Below are 17,420 nucleotides of genomic sequence, written 5' to 3'. Positions count from 1 at the left end.
AGGCCGAAAAGGCCTCGGTAGGAGCTGATCATGAGCGATCCGAAGCCGATCACCGCGGTCAATCCGGAGAGCAGGATCGCCTTTCCGGTGCTGCTGGAGAAGAGCTCGGCTCGTCCGCTTTCGCAGAAGCGGTCGACGGTGTAAATGCCGTAGGCGACTCCGGCCCCGATCGCCAGTGGAAGCGTAATGATGTTGGCAGGATTAAACGGGATGTGGAAGAGAACCATCGTGCCGAGGGTCCAGAGGACGGCCAGACCAAGCGGCAGGATCGCCAAGAGGCTGTACCCCACATGCTGGAATCGAAGAGCGATGAGGATAACGATGGCCAGGAACGCCCACTGAGCCGCCTGCACATAGCTCGATCGGAGCAGCTCTATGTACTCGTAGTTCTGGACGGGGGTTCCCGTCACGTTTGGATCCACCTTTCGCAGATCGCGCACGAAGCGGACATCGGCTTCCCGATTCCAGACATTTTCCTTGGGGAGGACTTCGATCAGGATCTTTCCGTGGGGGGAGAGGAAGCGATGGGCGATCTCCGGGGGCAGATCCGCCACGGTTACGCCGCGGCTGGTATCCTGGGAGCGCAACCAGGAAAGGCCGATCTGCATCGAACCGAAGACCCGCTGATTTGCTCGGCGCAGTCGGGAGTTGAGCTCTTCGGACGAGAGGTTCGCCATCGCATTGTCGAGATGCTCGAGGGCGGGGATCAGCTTGGCGAAGACTTCGACGGCGTCCCGAGCCTGTTGGGCCAGGGCCACGTACCGCTTGGCCGCCGCCAGGCCTTCCCGCGACTTGGCTAACAGCTCTTGGACGGAGGTTCGAACTTTCTGGCCGTCGATCGGAGGAAGCTCCCGATCGATCGGAATCGACTGGACTCGTTGGACGATGCGGCGAACCACGGCGCGCTTCTCCTCCTGCTTTTCCGGAAGCACCGAGGAGAGGGAGTGGACTTCGCTGACCGAAGGGAGAGCCTCGAAGGCGGCGATGCGCCTGGCGGCCTCCTCCGGGTTATCGGCGATCGAAAGACCGAAGAGAAAAGCCCGGGCGGGAGAGTTGACCAGCGCCTCTTCCTCCTGGACGCATTCGAGCTTCGGATCCTGAAGGTTCAAGAGGTTGTAGTCGAAGCCGACACGAGGTGCTAGCCAGGCAGCACCGCAGGCTGCCAAGGCGGCACAGGCCAGGGTGGTGCGGGGAGCGAGAAAGAGAGCCCGATTGAGCCATGGCGGGGAAGACCAGTTCGACCGTAGAGCGGACTCCTGAAGGTGAGCGGGATCCTTTTTTCCGTCGATCCACGCATAGGCGGCGGGAAGTACCAGGAGGCTTCCTATCAGACAAAAGAGAATGCCCGAACCCGCAATGATTCCGAATTCCCGTAGTCCGACGAAGTCGTTGAAGCACATGGTGAAGAAGGCTACGGCCGTCGTGCTGCCGCCGGTAACGACCGCGACCCCCGTGTGGGCAACGGTCGCCTCGAGCGCCTCCCGGATCGAACGGCCGTGGGCAAGTTCTTCCTCGTATCGACCCATGATCTGAATGCTGAAGTCGATGCCCATGCCGAGCACCATCGCCACGAACGCTTGGGAGATGATGTTGAGATGGCCGATGACGAGCAGGCCGAAGGCAACCGACCAAAAGAGAGCCATGAGGAGGACCAAGAGGGCGAGTCCCGGCCGGCGAAGCTCCCGATAGCTCAGGAGAAAGAGGAGGGCGACCAATCCGAAGGCCAGCTCCGCGGCATGAAGGCTGTCCGTGGAGCTCTGCTCGAGTTGATCGTCCTCGAGAACCGGCTCTCCGGTCAGCCCGAAAGAGACTTCTGGATATTCGGCACCCAGATATTTGATGATCTCGCGGATCTTGCGAATGGTCTCCGTCCGGGCTGGGCCGTCGACGGCGTTCGGCCCGGGAGACGCCGTAACGAGGAAGAGGTGGCCGTCCTCATAGGAGATATACTCGTGGTCGGCGATCAACTTCTGGATATCCGCGGCGCGGAGGCGGGCCAGATCGGTATCGGGAACGTTCGTCGCCCGCTCACTCCCTTTTGTGGGAGGCGGGGCGGCCTGCGGAGAGGGAGTTTCCGCTACCGCGTCGGCCATGTCGTTGAGCATGCCGACGAACCGGTCGATGAATGGCTTGAACTCGTTCCAGTTTTCCTTTTTCCGGAGATAGCTGGGTTGGAACTTCTCGTTGGCCTGGCCGAGCACCGAGGCGATGTTGAGCTTCATCTTCGGCTGGGCCGCGAGCGCTTTTACGTACCCGTCGACCTCGGTCTCGATCTTGGAGAGCTCGTCGAGCTCCAGGAAAAGCAGAGCCCTCCTTTCCAATCCGGAGAAATCGAAGCGGTAGGTGACGTCCTGGACGAGAGGCTCGATCTCTTTTAATCGCTCTCCCAACGCCTTGGCGGCCTGTTTGTTGATCTCCGGGTCGGGGGAACGGATCGTGACCAGGTACTCTTCGGCGACACGGAATTCCCGTCGATAGGCAAGATAGTTGCGGTGGATTGGAGAATCCGAGCGGATCAGGGCATTGGTGTCGTTGATGACCCGGAGTTGGGTGGCCACTACCCAGACGGAGAAGCCGGTGAGGACGGCGGCGGCCGCGAGCACCGGGACGGGCCACCGCACGGCGAGCCGCACCTGGCGGACCAACAGCCACTCGACGAACTTCTTCATCTGCTTCGAACGGCACCCTCTCTAGGAAGGTGCTCCCAGGAACGAAATTCCAAGATCGATCGCCTCCTCAAGCGATGAGCCGTCACCGGCTCGCTTTCCCGATGTAGCCGTCGTTTCGCGATTCAATCAAGAAGAACGGCTCTCTTTGGCGAACCGGATCGGTAAGCCGGCTCCTCGGAAGCGAACGGGCACTCGACCTCGAGCTCCGAAGCAGTGCCGACTCTCGTCCGCCGAGATGGGAACAACCGAGAACGGGAGAACCAGCGCTTCCCGCCGTTGCGCCTTCGGTGACATGATTTTCTTACTTTTTCAGATGGCAACCCTCCAGGCAAGAGCGAAACGCTTCACGGCTTGGACTTGACAGATCCTGCCGGAAACGATATCGAAGAGAACCGGTAGGTTGATGACGGCTCTTGAGAGTTCCGTACTCGTTCTCAACCGTCTTTGGCAGGCGGTAAATCTCTGTTCTGCCCGTCGTGCATTCGGTCTTCTCTACCAAGGACATGCTCATGTGGTTCATGCCGAGGAGAGCGACTTCTACGCTCTCGACTTCGCGCGATGGGCCGAACATTCCCGCCATTACGAGGGATCCGATATCGTCCATACGGTCTCTGCGCGGATCCGGATCCCGCGGGTGATCCTGCTTGTCCTCTTTGAAAGGCTTCCGAGTAAGGAAGTGAAGTTCACCCGCCATAACGTCTTCGAGCGAGACAATCATACCTGCCAGTATTGCGGCCACCGCTTTGAAAATCGTTTCTTGAACCTCGATCATGTCGTTCCTCGGGAGCGGGGGGGCAAGACGGTCTGGGAAAACATCGTCTGTTCCTGTATCTGGTGCAACAGCCGGAAGGGCAATCGAACGCCGCTCGAGGCCGGGATGAAACTTCTGCGGAAACCCCGCCGCCCTCGATGGCGGCCGCTCGTCGCTTCGGAATCGGGCGGCGTCCCGGAGGCCTGGCGACGCTTTATCGACGTGGACTCCTGGAAGGTCGAGCTGAGCTGAGCCGGGACCACCGGAAAGCGGTGCCATTCCGTCAGACCTACTCAGGCCTTCAGTGCCGGAAATGGCGTCGACCCGTAAAGACGAGGGCGAGGCCCCGTTCGTCCGCGGCGGCGATCACTTCTGGGTCCCGGATGCTTCCTCCCGGCTGGATCACCGCCGTCGCCCCGGCGTCGGCGGCGCAGAGAATCGAATCCGGGAAGGGAAAGTAGGCATCCGAAGCCACCGCACTCCCCTTCAGGGAGAGACCCGCGTGGCTCGCCTTGGCGATCGCTACGCGCACGGCGTCCACCCGGGACATCTGACCGGCTCCGATTCCGAGGGTGCGGTCCGTCGTCCCGAAAACGATCGCATTCGACCGGACGTGCTTGCAGACCCGCCAAGCAAACTCCATCGCACCCCACTCCTCCTCCGTCGGAGATCGCCGGCTGGCTACCTGTCGCTTTTCCCCGGAGAGCGGTGCGCTGTCGGGATCCTGCGCGAGGATCGAATCCCCGAGGACCGATCGAAAGGAAAAGCGGTTTCGGGGGATTTGCGAGAAGTCGGCCGTCAGGAGCCGCAGATTCTTTTTCCTCTGCAAAAGCGTAAGCGCCTCGGAATCGAACGCCGGTGCGACCACGACCTCGGTGAAAATTGCCGAGAGCGTTTCGGCGAAGGGGAGATCGACCGGCCGATTCACTGCAACCACTCCTCCGAAGGGGGCCTCGCGATCGGTCGCCAGAGCCTTTTCCCATGCTTCCCGGAGGGCATCGGCCGAGCCGATGCCGCAGGGAGTGTTGTGCTTGAGAATGGCTACGGTCGGCCGATCAGGGAAATCGCCGAGAAGGCCGACGCCGCTGTCGATGTCGAGAAGGTTGTTGTAGGAGAGTTCCTTCCCATGAAGCTGCTGGAAGTGGCACCAGAATTCCCCGTAGAGGATTCCCTGCTGGTGGGGGTTTTCGCCGTATCGAAGCTTTTGGCCGTTGACGAGCGGGAGGCTCCAGGCGGAAGGAAGTTCGGCGACCCCGAAGCGCTCTTGTAAGTAGCCGGCAATGATCGCGTCATAGGCCGAGACATGGCCGAAGGCTTTTACCGCGAGCCTCTGACGCAGAGCCAAGCTTGTCTCGCCCGCCCGAGCAAGCTCCCGGACGACCTCCTCATAATCTTGAGGATCGACCACGACCGTAACATGCCGGTAATTCTTGGCAGCGCCCCGCGCGAGGGCGCTGCCTCCGATGTCGATCTGCTCGATCGCCTCTTCCAGCGAGAGGTCGGGCTTCCGAATCGTTTTCGAGAAGGGGTAGAGGTTGACCACCACGAACCGAATCTCGGGTAGGCCGAAGGCCCGCTTTTGTCGCTCGTGCTCCTCATTGCCCCGCAGCTGCAGGATGCCCCCGAAGATCTTGGGGTGGAGCGTCTTGACTCGGCCGCCGAGGATTTCGGGAAATCCCGTGACGGCCTCGAGCTCTTGAACCGCGATATGGGCGTTCCGAAGCACTTGGGCGGTCCCTCCGGTAGAGAGGATCGTGATTCCCGCTTCCGCGATCGACCGCGCGAAAGGGACGATTCCGGTTTTGTCCGATACGGAGATTAGGGCGGTGCTCATTCCGTTTTGGTGGACGATGCCGATACTCGATGGTGACGAAAGCGGAAGACGTTGTTCCACGTCTTGCGAAAAGCCGCTTGCGCCTTGATGTAATGTTCTTCCCGCTTTACAAGTCCTTTTCGAATCGCGGCCAATACTCCGGCCACCGAGAACTCCTCCGCATCTACGATCACGTAAGCGGTCCCGATCGCATCAGCTTCGTGGGCGTCGCTGGCCGCCACCATCGGGAGTCCCCGTTCCTTGGCGTAGCGGAGGGCCTGCCGGTTGCTGCGGCGTAAGGTGGCAGCCGCGTTAAAGACCTCGATCGCATCGATGGGCAAAGTATCGAGGGTGCGACTTCGGATGCCGGCCCGAAAATAATCGAAGGGATGGGGAGCAATCGACAGTCCTCCTTGACTGCGGATCAGCGAGACGGCTTCGGCCGCCGAAATGCCGTGGAGATCCGGCAAGCGCAATCCCAGCGCCAAAAGGTGACCTTCCCTGGTGCTGATCTCCTGCGCCGGGATTACGAGAAAGCCATCGACCGGTGCTCCGTCGGCGCGGAGCAGCCCCTTGGACTCCAAGTATTCGATGCCGGCACAGCTGTTGTGATCGGTCAACGCGAGGACGTTCAAGCCCTTCCGCCGGGCGGCGCGGATCAACTCCTCGGGCGGGGAAACGCCATCGGCCGAGAAATAGGAATGGCAATGAAGATCCGCCCGGAGTTGCATAGCCGGATCCACCATAGCACAGCCCGGAAAGCAAACTCCAACGTCTTTCACGATCCGCCTCCCAGCGCGCCTCTCTTCGCTTGCGCTTGGAGGGCCGCTGCGTCAGCATACCCTTCCGGTCACGAAAGACCCCTCCATGCCCTCTTCTCTTCCCGCTTCGCCGCAGTCGAGCTCGCCCCTCGAGCAGAGCGGCCCGAAAGCAGCCGGTGCCATGGGAGAGCTCTTCAACTCGGTGGCCCCCCGGTACGACTTTCTCAACCATCTCCTGAGCTGCGGGATCGACCGGTGGTGGAGAAAACGGGTCGCCGCCGCCGTCGTCCGACGCCGACCCAAGCGGCTGCTCGATCTGGCCACCGGAAGCGGAGACCTTCTCCGGTTGCTCGAGCGGCGGCTGCCGAGCCTGGAGGAAGCCTGGGGAATCGACGTCTCCCCTTCGATGCTCGCCATGGCGCGGATGAAAGGATTGTGCCGCCTCCTCCAGGCCGATGCCCTGGCTCTTCCCTTCCAGGAGGGGAGCTTTGATGTCGTTACGGTCGCCTTCGGGCTGCGCAACTTTGCGGATCGCGCCCGGGGCTTTGCCGAGATGCAGCGCGTCCTCCGCCCCGGGGGGACGGCGTTCATTCTCGAGTTTTCTCGTCCGTGGAGTTGGCTCGCTCCCGCTTATTTCTTCTACTTGGAGGATCTTCTTCCCGAAATCGCCCGGCTCTGTGGCGCTCCTCGCGAAGCCTACCAATATCTTGCCTCCTCGATTGCCGCCTTCCCGCAGGCGAAGGAGCTCGCACAGGAGATGGAGCGTGCCGGCTTCCGCTCGGTCCGATTCCAGAGGCTCACCGGCGGGGTGGTCGCTTTGCATGAGGGAGAGAAACCATTCTGAGCGGAACGCTTTCTTTTCGCCTCGGTTGTGGCCTGGGGAGGGCGGCCTTCTGCCGACGCCCGGAGGCTTTTCCGGAGAAGCCATGGAAGGTCGTCGAATCCCAATCGGGGGATGGTTTGGGTCGGCGGAAGAATGGGACCTCTTTGGAGGAGATTCTTCCCCGGATCGATGGGGAAAAAGAAGCCGCCTTTGCCTGGACGAAAGCTCGGATCGAGCGTCCGGGAATCCGCGCGCTCGGGGATGTGGATCGCCTCGCACCTGGGAGGAAATGGATCCTGAGCGCTTCGGCGCTCCAGCTGCTCGCTCACCTGGGCGCTTTCGTGGCGCAGCCTCAGAAAGTGGATTGATAGGGGACTTTGTTTGTGGAAAGGCTCCAGAGCCGGAACGGCTCCCGGCAGGCGGCTGACTCGACTCGGCGGAGGGAAAGCTTCCGTCGTTCGGGAGGGAGGGAGAGCTCCTCCCGCAGAAAAATGTCCAGGAAGCCGGCCGCCGCAGCCTCCTCCGCCGACGACCCGTAGAAGGCCCGGCGGATGCGGGCAAGGTAGAGCGCGGCCAGGCAGAGGGGGCAGGGTTCGCAGCTCGAGTAGAGGATGCATTCCCCCAGGTCGAAGGTTCCCAGGCGGAAGGCCGCGTCGCGGATCGCCTCGATTTCCGCGTGGGCCGTCGGATCGGGTCGAGCCGTCACGCGGTTCGCTCCTCGGCCGACGATTTCTCCGCGATGGATGACCACCGCTCCGAAAGGGCCTCCTTCGTTCCGGAGCACATTCTCCCGGGCGATTCGGACCGCTTCTTCGAGAAAGCGGTTATCGAATGCGTCGGGCTCGGTCGGCTCTCTGCGCGAAGATCGTTCTGCCACAGGCTCTCGTCCCTCGGAGTCGGAGATCTTCCAAGATTAACGGCCCGATCTGCCCGATTGTCGAGACACCGATCGGCCAATGCCGATCACGCCGCATGCCTCGGGGCGACTTGGTTGTGACCAGCGCGCGTGTCTTCCTCGCCTCTCGATTTCGGCTTTTCTGGCGCCCGCGTCCAGGACCCTGCTCCGACTGCGAAAGGCGCGACTGGACAACGAGTTGGAGAAGAGAGAAGATTCCGTTACGATGGCCGGCATCCAACGGGAAGCGGGAGGAGGCCTTTCCGATCGCCGATATCCACCGATGAACGCTCCGGAAGCAACGATGGCCGTCTTTCTCGATCTGGAGAACATCGCGCTCGGCGCCCGGGAGGCGGACTATCCCAAATTCGACATCCAGAAGGTGCTTGAGCGGCTCCTGCTCAAAGGGCATATCGTCGTCAAAAAGGCCTATTGCGACTTCGAGCGCTACAAGGAGTTCAAGCGGGGCCTCCACGAGGCGGCCTTCGAATTGATCGAGATCCCGCACGTGAGTCAATCGGGAAAGAATTCGGCCGACATCCGAATGGTGGTGGACGCGCTCGACCTCTGTTACACCAAGGGTCATGTCGACACATTTGTGATCATCAGCGGAGATTCTGATTTTTCTCCTCTGGTCAGCAAGTTGCGGGAGAACGCGAAGACCGTCATCGGAGTGGGCGTGAAGAACTCCACTTCGGACCTCTTCCTCAACAATTGTGATGAGTTTCTCTATTACGACGATCTTGTCCGCAACTCCAAGGAGGCCCACGCGCTCTCGGGGCACCAGGAAAAGAAGCCCAAAGGAAAGGCACCCAAACCATCGGCGGACAAGGCTCTCCAGATGGTCGTCGAGACGTTGGAAGCTCTGGCTCAGGAGCGAGGCGAGGATGAGCGGATCTGGGGCTCGATGATCAAGCAGGCCCTCAAGCGGCGCAATCCGGGCTTCAACGAGCGGGCCTATTCCTTCCGGTCCTTTAACGATCTTCTCCTGGAAGCCCAGAAAAGAGGATTGCTGAAGCTGGAGCCCGAGGAAAAGTCGGGAGGCTATCTCGTCTATCCCGTCGAAGAGCATTGATCGAGGAGCGCTCCGCTCTCCGAAAAAGGGAAGCCGGCAGGGTTCCGCGGGTTTGGGAGCCACTTTTTCCTTGCATCGGCTTTCCGCCGAGATCGACTCTAAAACTTCCAGATGACCGTCCCTTCTACCCAGAAAGGCCATCCCGCAACGATGGAGGTTTCGTCGAAGGTGCGCGACCCGGAGGAGCCTACCCCAAAGGGGAGCCAGTAATTCTGATTCGACAGGTTGTAGATGTAGAATCGCGCCTCCCAGCGCGGCTGCGTGTAGAAGATCTGCACATTGAAGAGATACTGGCTGGGAATGAACGTATTGTAGAAGTAGTCGAGGTACTGGCGGCTCATGGCGATGCCCTGGAAGGTGACGCCAAGTCCGGAATCTGAGGTATACGTGATCGTCCCGCTCGCATATTGATCCGGGAACCCGATCATATTGTAAATCCCGGAGGGGAAGACCGAGCTGGTGTCCAAGGCCAACGCTTGTTGGAGGGCCATGCTGGTGGAATAGTTCTGAACCATGCTGGGGCCGTGAGGAAGGGCACTCCAGTTCTCGATGCCATGCATGAAGATGTAGCCGAGCCTCGCCCACCAGTGGCGGTCCGGTTGGCAGGCGATATTGATCTCGTAGCCATTGATTTGCGCGAGCGTCGCCGGGACTCCGAGATTGTTCAGAGCTTGATTTTGGCTGAATCCAGCCGCCGTGACGAAGAGCTTCTCGTTCCATAAGTTGAACTTGATTCCTCCTTCGATCAGCTGATTCAGCAACCGGAAGGAGGCGGCGTCGAACGTGGGGGCTGCTCCCCCAAACGCGGCCGCATTGGTGACGTAGGCCCAGTTGTAGGTGAAGTAGGTGGTCAGCCACGGGAAGGGCTTGTAGATCGGGCTGACCTCGATCAAGGGATTGATCGAGGCCTGGTCGACGCTGGCGTAGGTCAGATTTGGAATCTGGGGCATTCCGGCCGGTCCGGGAGGTGTCGAATAGTTCCAAAAATAGGCGGTCGCTCGGGCGCCGAAGTTGACGCTGAATTTCTCGGTGATGTCGAGGTTGTGCTGGTAGAAGGGGGCGATCGCCCAGTAATCGCCATAGGTGGTGCCTCCCGCCCCGTTCAATGGCTCGTAGTAGTAGTTGTTCGGAGCGCCCGGGATATGCCACTCCCCTCCGTTTGGGCCATGCGGGTTGTTGATGTAACTGCGAAACTGAGAGGTCGCGGGAACATAGAAAAGAGCGGGGTTGGTGAGTCCCGGAGCCATTGGGTTCGCCAGGCTCCAGGCGTTGCTGTAGCTCATGACGGCCTGGCCCATATAGTCGTCGTTATACTGGTAATGCCATTCGACCCCGGTGTCGACCGTGCTATGGAGGAGGAGGCGTCCGAAGACGGAGTCTAAGCCCCGCTCTTCCCGTGTTTCGGCTCGATCGGGCCGGTCGGCGAGCGGATCGTAGGTCCAGCGGACTTCGGTGCGATTGTCGATTTCGTAGTCGCCGGGGGCATACTGGGCCATATAGACCTGCGGCTCTAGGTAGGTGGCGGCGGAGTACCAGAACATGGTGTTGTTGACGACCGAAAGGTTGTCGCTGACGGTGACGCGCTGGATGAGCTGCGCCAGCCCCGTATTCCCCTCTCCGCTTCCGTAGGGAGACCAGAGCGTCGCCCGGCGGTTGATGCCGACGAGCGGTCCGGCGTAGGTCGAGTAGGCTGGGTTTTGGGGAGAGCCGGTATAGGGGCCTCCTTGGGCGACGGCGGTCGGGAAGCCGGGGACCGTCCCGGTGCTGTAGAGACCGTTGCGGATGAGCGCATTGGTCGGGCGGTTCATCATGTCGGCGAACTGGGGATAGAAGTCGTACATGCCGTAATCGGCGTAGAGGTCGAGGGTATAATTCTCGTAGGGCTTGGCCCCGAGCGCGAAATAGAAGTTTTGCTGCCGGTTGTACATGTACTGGTAATAGCTCCCCTGATCTTGTCCCATGTAGGAGAACCGCCAGGCGAGCTTGTCATTGATCGGCCCGCCGGCATCGGCGCCCCAGAGCTCTTGCTGGTACATCCCGGTGGTATCCCAGACGCGGCCGCGAAACTTGTCGAAGTAGGGTTGCTTGGTGATGTAGTTGACGCTTCCGGTGGAAGCCTGGGTGGCTCCGAAAACCGCATTGGCCGGACCTTCCTGGATGTCCATCGACTCGACCATGTTCCAGCTCCACGGCACCATCGCCTGGGCGTTATTCTGAAGGGTGACCTCAATGCCATTGATGTAGGGGAGGGCCTGTCGGCCTCGGATGGTGATCGAGTCGTTGACCCCGCCGTTGAGTTGCGTATAGGCGGTCGGAAGGATCGAGGAGAGGGAGATCGGGTCGATGTAACCTTGATAGAGGGTGCCTGCGGCCTTCAAGAGGGTCTGGTTGACCGGGGTGATTTGGCGAGGGGTATCCATCACATCGGTTGGGAAACCGTAGGTGGAGATGACCGGCGCGCTGGTGGGAAGGATCGGGGCATTCGGCTCCCCGGAGGTGAGTTCCGGCGAGGTCCACTCGGAGGTCGCGCTTACTTGGACGGCCGGGAGAGTCACCGGTGTGGATTGGGGGTCCGTTTTCGGAGGGTGGGGGCCGTCCTCTCCCGCCCCCCCTTCCTCGCTGCCGCCCGCCGTGGCCGGCGATCCCGGACCCCCATCTTGCCCGATGGCCTGCGAACTGGAGGCCCTCAGCGTTTCCGTGGTGAAGAAAGGTCCGAAAAAGAGAATCGCGCCCAGGATCGCACAGAGAGGGGATGGGATTCGGTCAAAACGGCGGGGAAGATGGACGAACAACGCCCGATCGGCGAACGAAAAGGATACGGTGTCACTCATAGCGATCGGTAAGTAATGTTAAAGATACATAAAGCAATCGTTGTGCCGTTCAAGGAGCTTTTCCCCTCGGGAAATCGTGGGCGATACGCCCCGTCCGGTCTCTCCCGAATGGGAAGGAGGCGGGAAGGGGAGTCCTTCTCGAACCGGGCTTGACGGCAGGGGGGGTGGAGGCGTGATCATGGTCCGACGCTCGGGCGCATCCGCCTCCCGCCCGGGAGGGGGAGCGGGGCTCCGCGCGAGAAGAGGGGTGGCCATGATGCCTAAGCACGGCGACATGACGCCGGTCGTCGATCTGACTCGGGAAAAGGGCACGGGCCCCCTACGGACGCGCCGCCCGCTCTACGTCGATCTCTTGCCTCCCTGTCGAGCCGCCTGTCCGGCAGGGGAGGATATCCAAGGCTGGCTCGCCTTCGCCCAAGCCGGGCAATACCGCCAGGCCTGGGAGCTTCTCGTCCGGGAGAATCCTCTTCCCGCCGTCCATGGGCGAGTCTGCTACCATCCCTGCGAGAGCCATTGCAATCGGGGCGAGTACGACGAGCCGGTCTCCATTCATGCGATCGAGCGCTTCCTGGGAGACTTGGCCACGAGGGAAGGGTGGCCTTTCCCTCCGGCGGTTCCCTCGACCGGCAAGCGGGTGTTGATTGTCGGGGCGGGCCCCTGCGGCCTTTCGGCGGCCTACCATCTCTCCCGGCTCGGCCACTTCGTGGAGGTTCACGAGGCCGGACCGGTGGCCGGTGGGATGATGCATTTCGGGATTCCCGCCTACCGGCTTCCCCGAGAGGTCCTCCGGAAGGAAGTCGAGCGGATCGAGGCGATGGGGGTTCGCTTCATCTTCGATCACAAAGTCGAGGATCTTCTCGCCGAGAAGGAGACGGGCTCCTTCGATGCGGTCCTGGTCGCGATCGGCGCCCAGGTCGGAAAGCATGTCGACATTCCGGCGCGCGACGCCGTGCGGGTGCTCGATGCGGTTTCCCTCCTCCGCGGGGTAGCCGGAGGAGAGCGTCCCCTGCTCGGGCGCCGCGTGGTCATTTATGGCGGGGGCAACGTCGCCATGGATGCGGCGAGGACGGCCAAGCGGCTGGGTGCCGAAGAGGCACTGATCGTCTACCGCCGGGATCGCGCCCATATGCCCGCCCGCGCTTTCGAGGCCGAGGAGGCTCTCTCCGAGGGGATCCGGATCCGATGGCTCTCCACGATCAAGGGGATCTCGGGAGAAGAGCTGACGGTCGAACGGATGGAGCTCGACTCGAGCGGTCGGCCGCGGCCGACCGGTCAGTTCGAGACCCTTCGGGCGGACGCGGTGGTGCTGGCGATCGGTCAGGAGACCGACAGCCGCTTCCTCCGGCGCGTTCCCGGAATCGCCTTCGGGAAGGATGGGACGGTGATCGTCGATGAGAATCGGATGACCGGCCATCCCGGGATCTTTGCCGGGGGAGACGCGGTTCCCGGGGAGCAGACGGTGACCGTCGCCGTCGGACAAGGGAAAGCGGCCGCGAGATCGATCGACGGCTGGCTCCGCGGGGGTGTCTACCGAGAGCCGCCCCGTCCTCCTGTCGTCTCTTTTTCGATGCTCCATCTGCCCGTCTACCGGGACGTGGCTCCCGGTCGGCAGCCCGAGCTGCCGCCCTCCGCGCGGACGAGCGATTTCGCCGAGGTGGTCGCCGGGCTTTCCGAAGGCGAGGCGCGCCGCGAGGCCCAACGCTGCTTCTCCTGCGGGATCTGTTTCGAGTGCGACAACTGCTACGCCGCCTGTCCGGAGGATGCGATCCTCAAGCTCGGGCCCGGGAGGCGCTATCGCTTCCTCTACGATCGGTGTACCGGCTGTGCCGTCTGCTTCGAGCAGTGTCCCTGCCATGCGATCGAGATGATTCCCGAGCCGGTGGGAGGCGAGGGATGAGCTCTGCGGCCTACCGGGTGATGGACGGCAACACGGCCGCCGCCGACGTTGCCTACCGGACAAACGAGGTTTGCGCGATCTACCCGATCACGCCTTCCTCGACCATGGCGGAGTTAGCCGATCAGTGGGCCGCGCAAGGGCGCAAGAACCTCTGGGGGAGTATCCCCGTGATCCAGGAGATGCAGAGCGAAGGGGGGGCGGCGGGCGCGGTCCACGGGGCACTGCAAGGCGGGGCGTTAACCACCACCTTCACCGCTTCCCAAGGACTCCTTCTCATGATTCCGAATATGTTCAAGATCGCGGGAGAGCTGACGCCGACGGTCTTCCATGTCGCGGCTCGGGCGGTCGCGACCCACGCCCTCTCGATCTTCGGCGACCACTCCGATGTGATGGCCGTTCGGACTACGGGCTTTGCGCTCCTCTGTTCGGGCAGCGTCCAGGAAGCCCACGACTGCGCCTTGATCGCGCAAGCGGCGACTCTCGAATCCCGCGTGCCCTTTCTCCATTTCTTTGACGGCTTTCGGACCTCCCACGAAGTGAACACCCTTCTGCCGCTCACCGACGACGAGCTCCGATCGCTCCTCCCCGATGAGCTGGTTTGGGCTCATCGCGGCAGGGCGCTCAATCCCGAGAACCCCTTCATCCGGGGTACCGCCCACAACCCGGACACCTTCTTCCAAGCCCGGGAAGCGGCCAATCCCTTTTACGCCGCTCTCCCTCGGATCCTCCAGTCGGTCTTCGAGCGGTTCGCCGAGCAAACCGGCCGCCGCTATCGCCTCTTCGAATACGAAGGACCGGAAGATGCCGAGCGGGTTCTGGTCCTCATGGGCTCCGGCGCCGAGACCGCTCGGGAGACGGCGGCGGTCCTCCGCCGGGCGGGGGAGAAGGTGGGAGTCGTCCAAGTACGCCTCTTCCGCCCCTTTTCGACCGAGAGCTTTTTGGCCGCTCTTCCTCCGAGCTGCCGCGCCATCGCGGTGCTCGAGCGGACCAAGGAGCCGGGTGCCCCGGGCGAGCCCCTCTTCCTCGATGTGGTGGCGAGCCTCGCCGAGGCTTGCTCCGAAGGGAAGCTGTCCCATCTCCCACGGGTCATTGGAGGACGCTACGGTCTCTCCTCCAAGGACTTCACCCCGGCGATGGCGAAGGCGGCCTTCGACGAGCTGGGAAAGCCCGATCCCAAGAGCCGGTTCACCGTCGGCATCAGCGATGATGTTTCCCTCTCGAGTCTCGAGGTCGACCCCTCCTTTACGATTGAGCCCGAATCGGTCGTGCGCGCACTCTTCTACGGCCTGGGCGGCGACGGAACGGTCGGGGCCAACAAGCACTCGATCCAGATCATTGCGGAGGAGGCGGACCTCCATGCACAAGGATACTTCGTCTACGATTCCCACAAATCGGGAGCGCTGACCGTTTCCCATCTCCGGTTCGGCCCGAATCCGATCCGCTCGCCTTACTTGGTCTCCTCTGCCAACGTGATCGCTTGCCACTGGTTTCCCTTCCTGGAACGGGTCGACGTCCTCCGCTTCGCAGCTCCCGGATCCACCTTTCTCCTCAACAGCCCTTACGGGCCGGAAGCGGTCTGGGACCATCTCCCGCGGTCCGTACAGCGGCAGGTGGTGGAGAAGAAGTTGCGCTTCTTCGTGATCGATGCGTCCCGCATCGCCCGGGAGGCGAGGCTCAAAGGACGGACCAACACGGTCCTCCAGACCGCCTTTTTCGCGATCGCCGGCATCCTGCCTCGGGAGGAAGCGGTGGAGCAGGTTCGTCGATCGATCCGGAAGGCGTATGGAGGAAAGGGGGAAAAGGTCGTGGCGGAGAACCTCCAAGCCGTCGACCGTGCCCTTTCGAATCTCCATGAGGTCGAGCTTCCCCGACCCGTGACGAGCGTCTTCGACCGGCGCCCGGCGGTTCCCGCGGATGCCCCCGACTTCCTCCGCCGCGTGACCGGCCCGATGCTCGAAGGGCGGGGGGAAGAGATTCCGGTAGGGCTCTTCCCGGTCGACGGAACCTACCCTTCGGGCACCGCCGCCTTGGAGAAGCGGAACATCGCCGACTTCGTTCCCATCTGGGAACCGGAGATCTGCGTCCAGTGCGGCCAGTGCGGGTTCGTCTGCCCCCATAGCGTGATTCGGGCCAAATATTTCGACGAGGCCCGGCTTGACGGCTGCCCCTCCTCCTTTCTTTCGGCCCCGATCAATCTTCGCGGCTATCCCGGAGTCCGTTTTACCCTGCAAGTCTTCATGGAGGACTGCACCGGCTGCGGGCTTTGCGTCGACGTCTGTCCCGCCTACAGCGCCGTGAAGCCCGGCCTCAAGGCGATCCATATGGAAGCGAAGGAGCCCGTTCTGGAAGGAGCGCGCGCCAACATTTCCTTCTTCGAGCGCCTGCCGGTCAACGATCGTTCCCAAGTCGATTTCGCCAACGTTCGGGGTGTCCAGTTCCTTGAGCCGCTCTTTGAATTTTCCGGAGCCTGCGCCGGTTGCGGGGAGACTCCTTACCTTAAGCTGCTCTCGCAGCTCTTCGGCGACCGGCTGATGATCGCCAACGCCACCGGTTGCTCCTCGATCTACGGAGGAAACCTCCCGGTGACCCCTTGGGCCAAGAACGGCGAGGGGCGAGGGCCCGCCTGGTCCAACTCGCTCTTCGAGGACAATGCCGAGTTCGGCTTCGGTTTCCGACTCGCCGCCGACCAGCTCCGGGCGCGGGCGGAGGAGCTCCTCCAGAGCCTGGCGCCGTCGGTCGGCGAGGAGCTCGTCCGGGAGATCCTCTCGGCGCCGCAGAGCCGGGAATCGGAGATCCGCGCCCAGCGGCTGCGTCTGGAAGCCCTCCGCGGCAAGCTCGCTCCCTTGGTCGAAACGAGTCGGACGGCTCGCGAGCTTCTGTCGGTGCTCGACCATCTGGTCCGGCGTTCGATCTGGCTCGTCGGTGGGGACGGTTGGGCCTACGACATCGGCTTCGGCGGGCTCGACCATGTGCTCGCTTCGGGCCGCAACGTCAACGTCCTCGTTCTCGACACCGAGGTCTACTCCAATACCGGAGGGCAGGCCTCGAAGGCGACGCCGCTCGGAGCGGTCGCCAAGTTCGCCGCCGGGGGAAAGCGGGTGCCGCGGAAGGACTTGGTTTTACAGGCGATCGCCTACGGCAACGTCTATGTGGCCCAGGTTGCCATGGGGGCCAACCCGCAGCAGACGCTGCTCGCGTTCCGGGAAGCCGAGGCCTACGACGGCCCCTCTCTGATCCTCGCCTACTGTCACTGCATCGCCCACGGAATCGAGATGGAGCGGGGCTTGCGCCAGCAGGACTCGGCGGTCGCCAGCGGCTATTGGCCGCTCCTTCGCTTCAACCCCGCGATGCGGGCCGTCGGCGAAAATCCCTTCCGCCTCGACTCGCCCCGCCCGACGATCCCGTTCCGGCAGTACGCCTACCAAGAGTTGCGCTACCGGGCGCTCGCGATGAGCCGACCCGCCGAGGCCGAACGGCTCGCCGAGCGAGCGCAAGCGCTTGTGCTCGAAAAGTATCGGATCTACGAACAACTGGCGGGCTTCCGAGAAGGAAGGGCGCCCTTTCCCGTGGGGGCCTCGGAGCCGGCAACGGGGGCTCCCCCCGCTTAGGAGACAGATCGATGGATCTCACCACCGCCTACATGGGGCTTTCACTCCGCAATCCGCTGATCGCCTCGGCTTCGCCCTTGACCGGCGAAATCGGTGCGATCCGCCGTCTGGAAGACGCGGAGGCTGGGGCGGTGGTGCTTCCTTCGATTTTCGAAGAGCAGATCCGAGCCGAGGAAGAGCGCTGGGAGCGGCTGACTTCGGCGGGAGTCGAAAGCTTCCCCGAGGCGTTGACCTATTTCCCCGATTGGAGCGCCTATCGGGTCGGGCCCGATCGCTACCTGGAGCTGATCCGCGAGG

At 62.5% G+C, this 17,420-nt stretch carries 11 protein-coding genes and 1 pseudogene; 7 read left to right on the top strand and 5 right to left on the bottom strand.

Going from position 1 to position 17,420, the window contains the following annotated elements:
- Positions 1–2,669, bottom strand: a 2,669-nt coding sequence (locus tag FN369_RS07260; protein WP_142525508.1) for an MMPL family transporter, incomplete at its 3' end; no start/stop codon positions are given.
- A 403-nt stretch (positions 2,670–3,072) separates the two neighbouring features.
- On the opposite strand from FN369_RS07260, the gene FN369_RS07255 reads away from it, so the two are divergent.
- Positions 3,073–3,672: an HNH endonuclease gene (locus tag FN369_RS07255; RefSeq protein WP_178087739.1), complete on the top strand. Its 600-nt coding sequence runs from the start codon at positions 3,073–3,075 to the stop codon at positions 3,670–3,672.
- Positions 3,673–3,721: 49 nt separating this feature from the next.
- Here FN369_RS07255 and purH read toward each other — a convergent pair whose 3' ends face one another.
- Positions 3,722–5,254, bottom strand: a complete 1,533-nt coding sequence (purH, locus tag FN369_RS07250; protein WP_142525506.1) for a bifunctional phosphoribosylaminoimidazolecarboxamide formyltransferase/IMP cyclohydrolase — start codon at positions 5,252–5,254, stop codon at positions 3,722–3,724.
- On the bottom strand, positions 5,251–6,015 hold the full coding sequence (locus tag FN369_RS07245; protein WP_246189606.1) for a CehA/McbA family metallohydrolase: 765 nt from the start codon (positions 6,013–6,015) through the stop codon (positions 5,251–5,253). The genes purH and FN369_RS07245 overlap by 4 nt, the downstream gene beginning before the upstream one ends.
- Positions 6,016–6,100: 85 nt before the next feature.
- Here FN369_RS07245 and ubiE point away from each other — a divergent pair, with 85 nt between their 5' ends.
- Together ubiE and FN369_RS07235 are read left to right on the top strand one after the other, a co-directional pair.
- Positions 6,101–6,838 (top strand): bifunctional demethylmenaquinone methyltransferase/2-methoxy-6-polyprenyl-1,4-benzoquinol methylase UbiE, encoded by a 738-nt coding sequence (ubiE, locus tag FN369_RS07240; RefSeq protein ID WP_342799718.1) that lies wholly within the window; start codon positions 6,101–6,103, stop codon positions 6,836–6,838.
- Positions 6,839–6,981: 143 nt separating this feature from the next.
- The gene (locus tag FN369_RS07235) at positions 6,982–7,185 is read left to right on the top strand and encodes a hypothetical protein (RefSeq protein WP_142525505.1); all 204 of its coding nucleotides are present in this window, start codon (positions 6,982–6,984) and stop codon (positions 7,183–7,185) included.
- Here FN369_RS07235 and FN369_RS07230 read toward each other — a convergent pair.
- A complete protein-coding gene (locus FN369_RS07230) occupies positions 7,170–7,694 on the bottom strand; it encodes a nucleoside deaminase (RefSeq protein WP_142525504.1) in 525 nt (174 codons plus the stop codon). The genes FN369_RS07235 and FN369_RS07230 overlap by 16 nt on opposite strands.
- A gap of 322 nt (positions 7,695–8,016) precedes the next feature.
- On the opposite strand from FN369_RS07230, the gene FN369_RS07225 reads away from it, so the two are divergent.
- Positions 8,017–8,787 carry an NYN domain-containing protein gene (locus FN369_RS07225; protein ID WP_374728765.1) on the top strand — a complete coding sequence of 257 codons (771 nt, stop codon included), beginning with the start codon at positions 8,017–8,019 and terminating at the stop codon, positions 8,785–8,787.
- A gap of 98 nt (positions 8,788–8,885) precedes the next feature.
- Here the strand turns inward: FN369_RS07225 and FN369_RS07220 are convergent, their stop codons facing one another.
- Complete coding sequence (locus FN369_RS07220) at positions 8,886–11,618, bottom strand: TonB-dependent receptor (RefSeq protein ID WP_246189605.1); 2,733 nt, start codon at positions 11,616–11,618, stop codon at positions 8,886–8,888.
- 253 nt (positions 11,619–11,871) lie between these two features.
- Here FN369_RS07220 and FN369_RS07215 point away from each other — a divergent pair, with 253 nt between their 5' ends.
- From FN369_RS07215 to FN369_RS07205, 3 genes and pseudogenes are all read left to right on the top strand, one after another.
- The gene (locus tag FN369_RS07215; RefSeq protein ID WP_142525503.1) at positions 11,872–13,515 is read left to right on the top strand and encodes an NAD(P)-binding protein; all 1,644 of its coding nucleotides are present in this window, start codon (positions 11,872–11,874) and stop codon (positions 13,513–13,515) included.
- Positions 13,512–17,123, top strand: a complete 3,612-nt coding sequence (nifJ, locus tag FN369_RS07210; protein ID WP_246189604.1) for a pyruvate:ferredoxin (flavodoxin) oxidoreductase — start codon at positions 13,512–13,514, stop codon at positions 17,121–17,123. Before FN369_RS07215 ends, nifJ begins: the two co-directional genes overlap by 4 nt.
- Before the next feature lie 11 nt (positions 17,124–17,134).
- Positions 17,135–17,420: pseudogene (locus FN369_RS07205) on the top strand (dihydroorotate dehydrogenase-like protein); the annotation flags it as partial.

It is taken from the genome of Methylacidimicrobium cyclopophantes, assembly GCF_902143385.2.
Lineage (GTDB): Bacteria > Verrucomicrobiota > Verrucomicrobiia > Methylacidiphilales > Methylacidiphilaceae > Methylacidimicrobium > Methylacidimicrobium cyclopophantes.
This window is presented reverse-complemented; position numbering and strand designations above follow the sequence as displayed.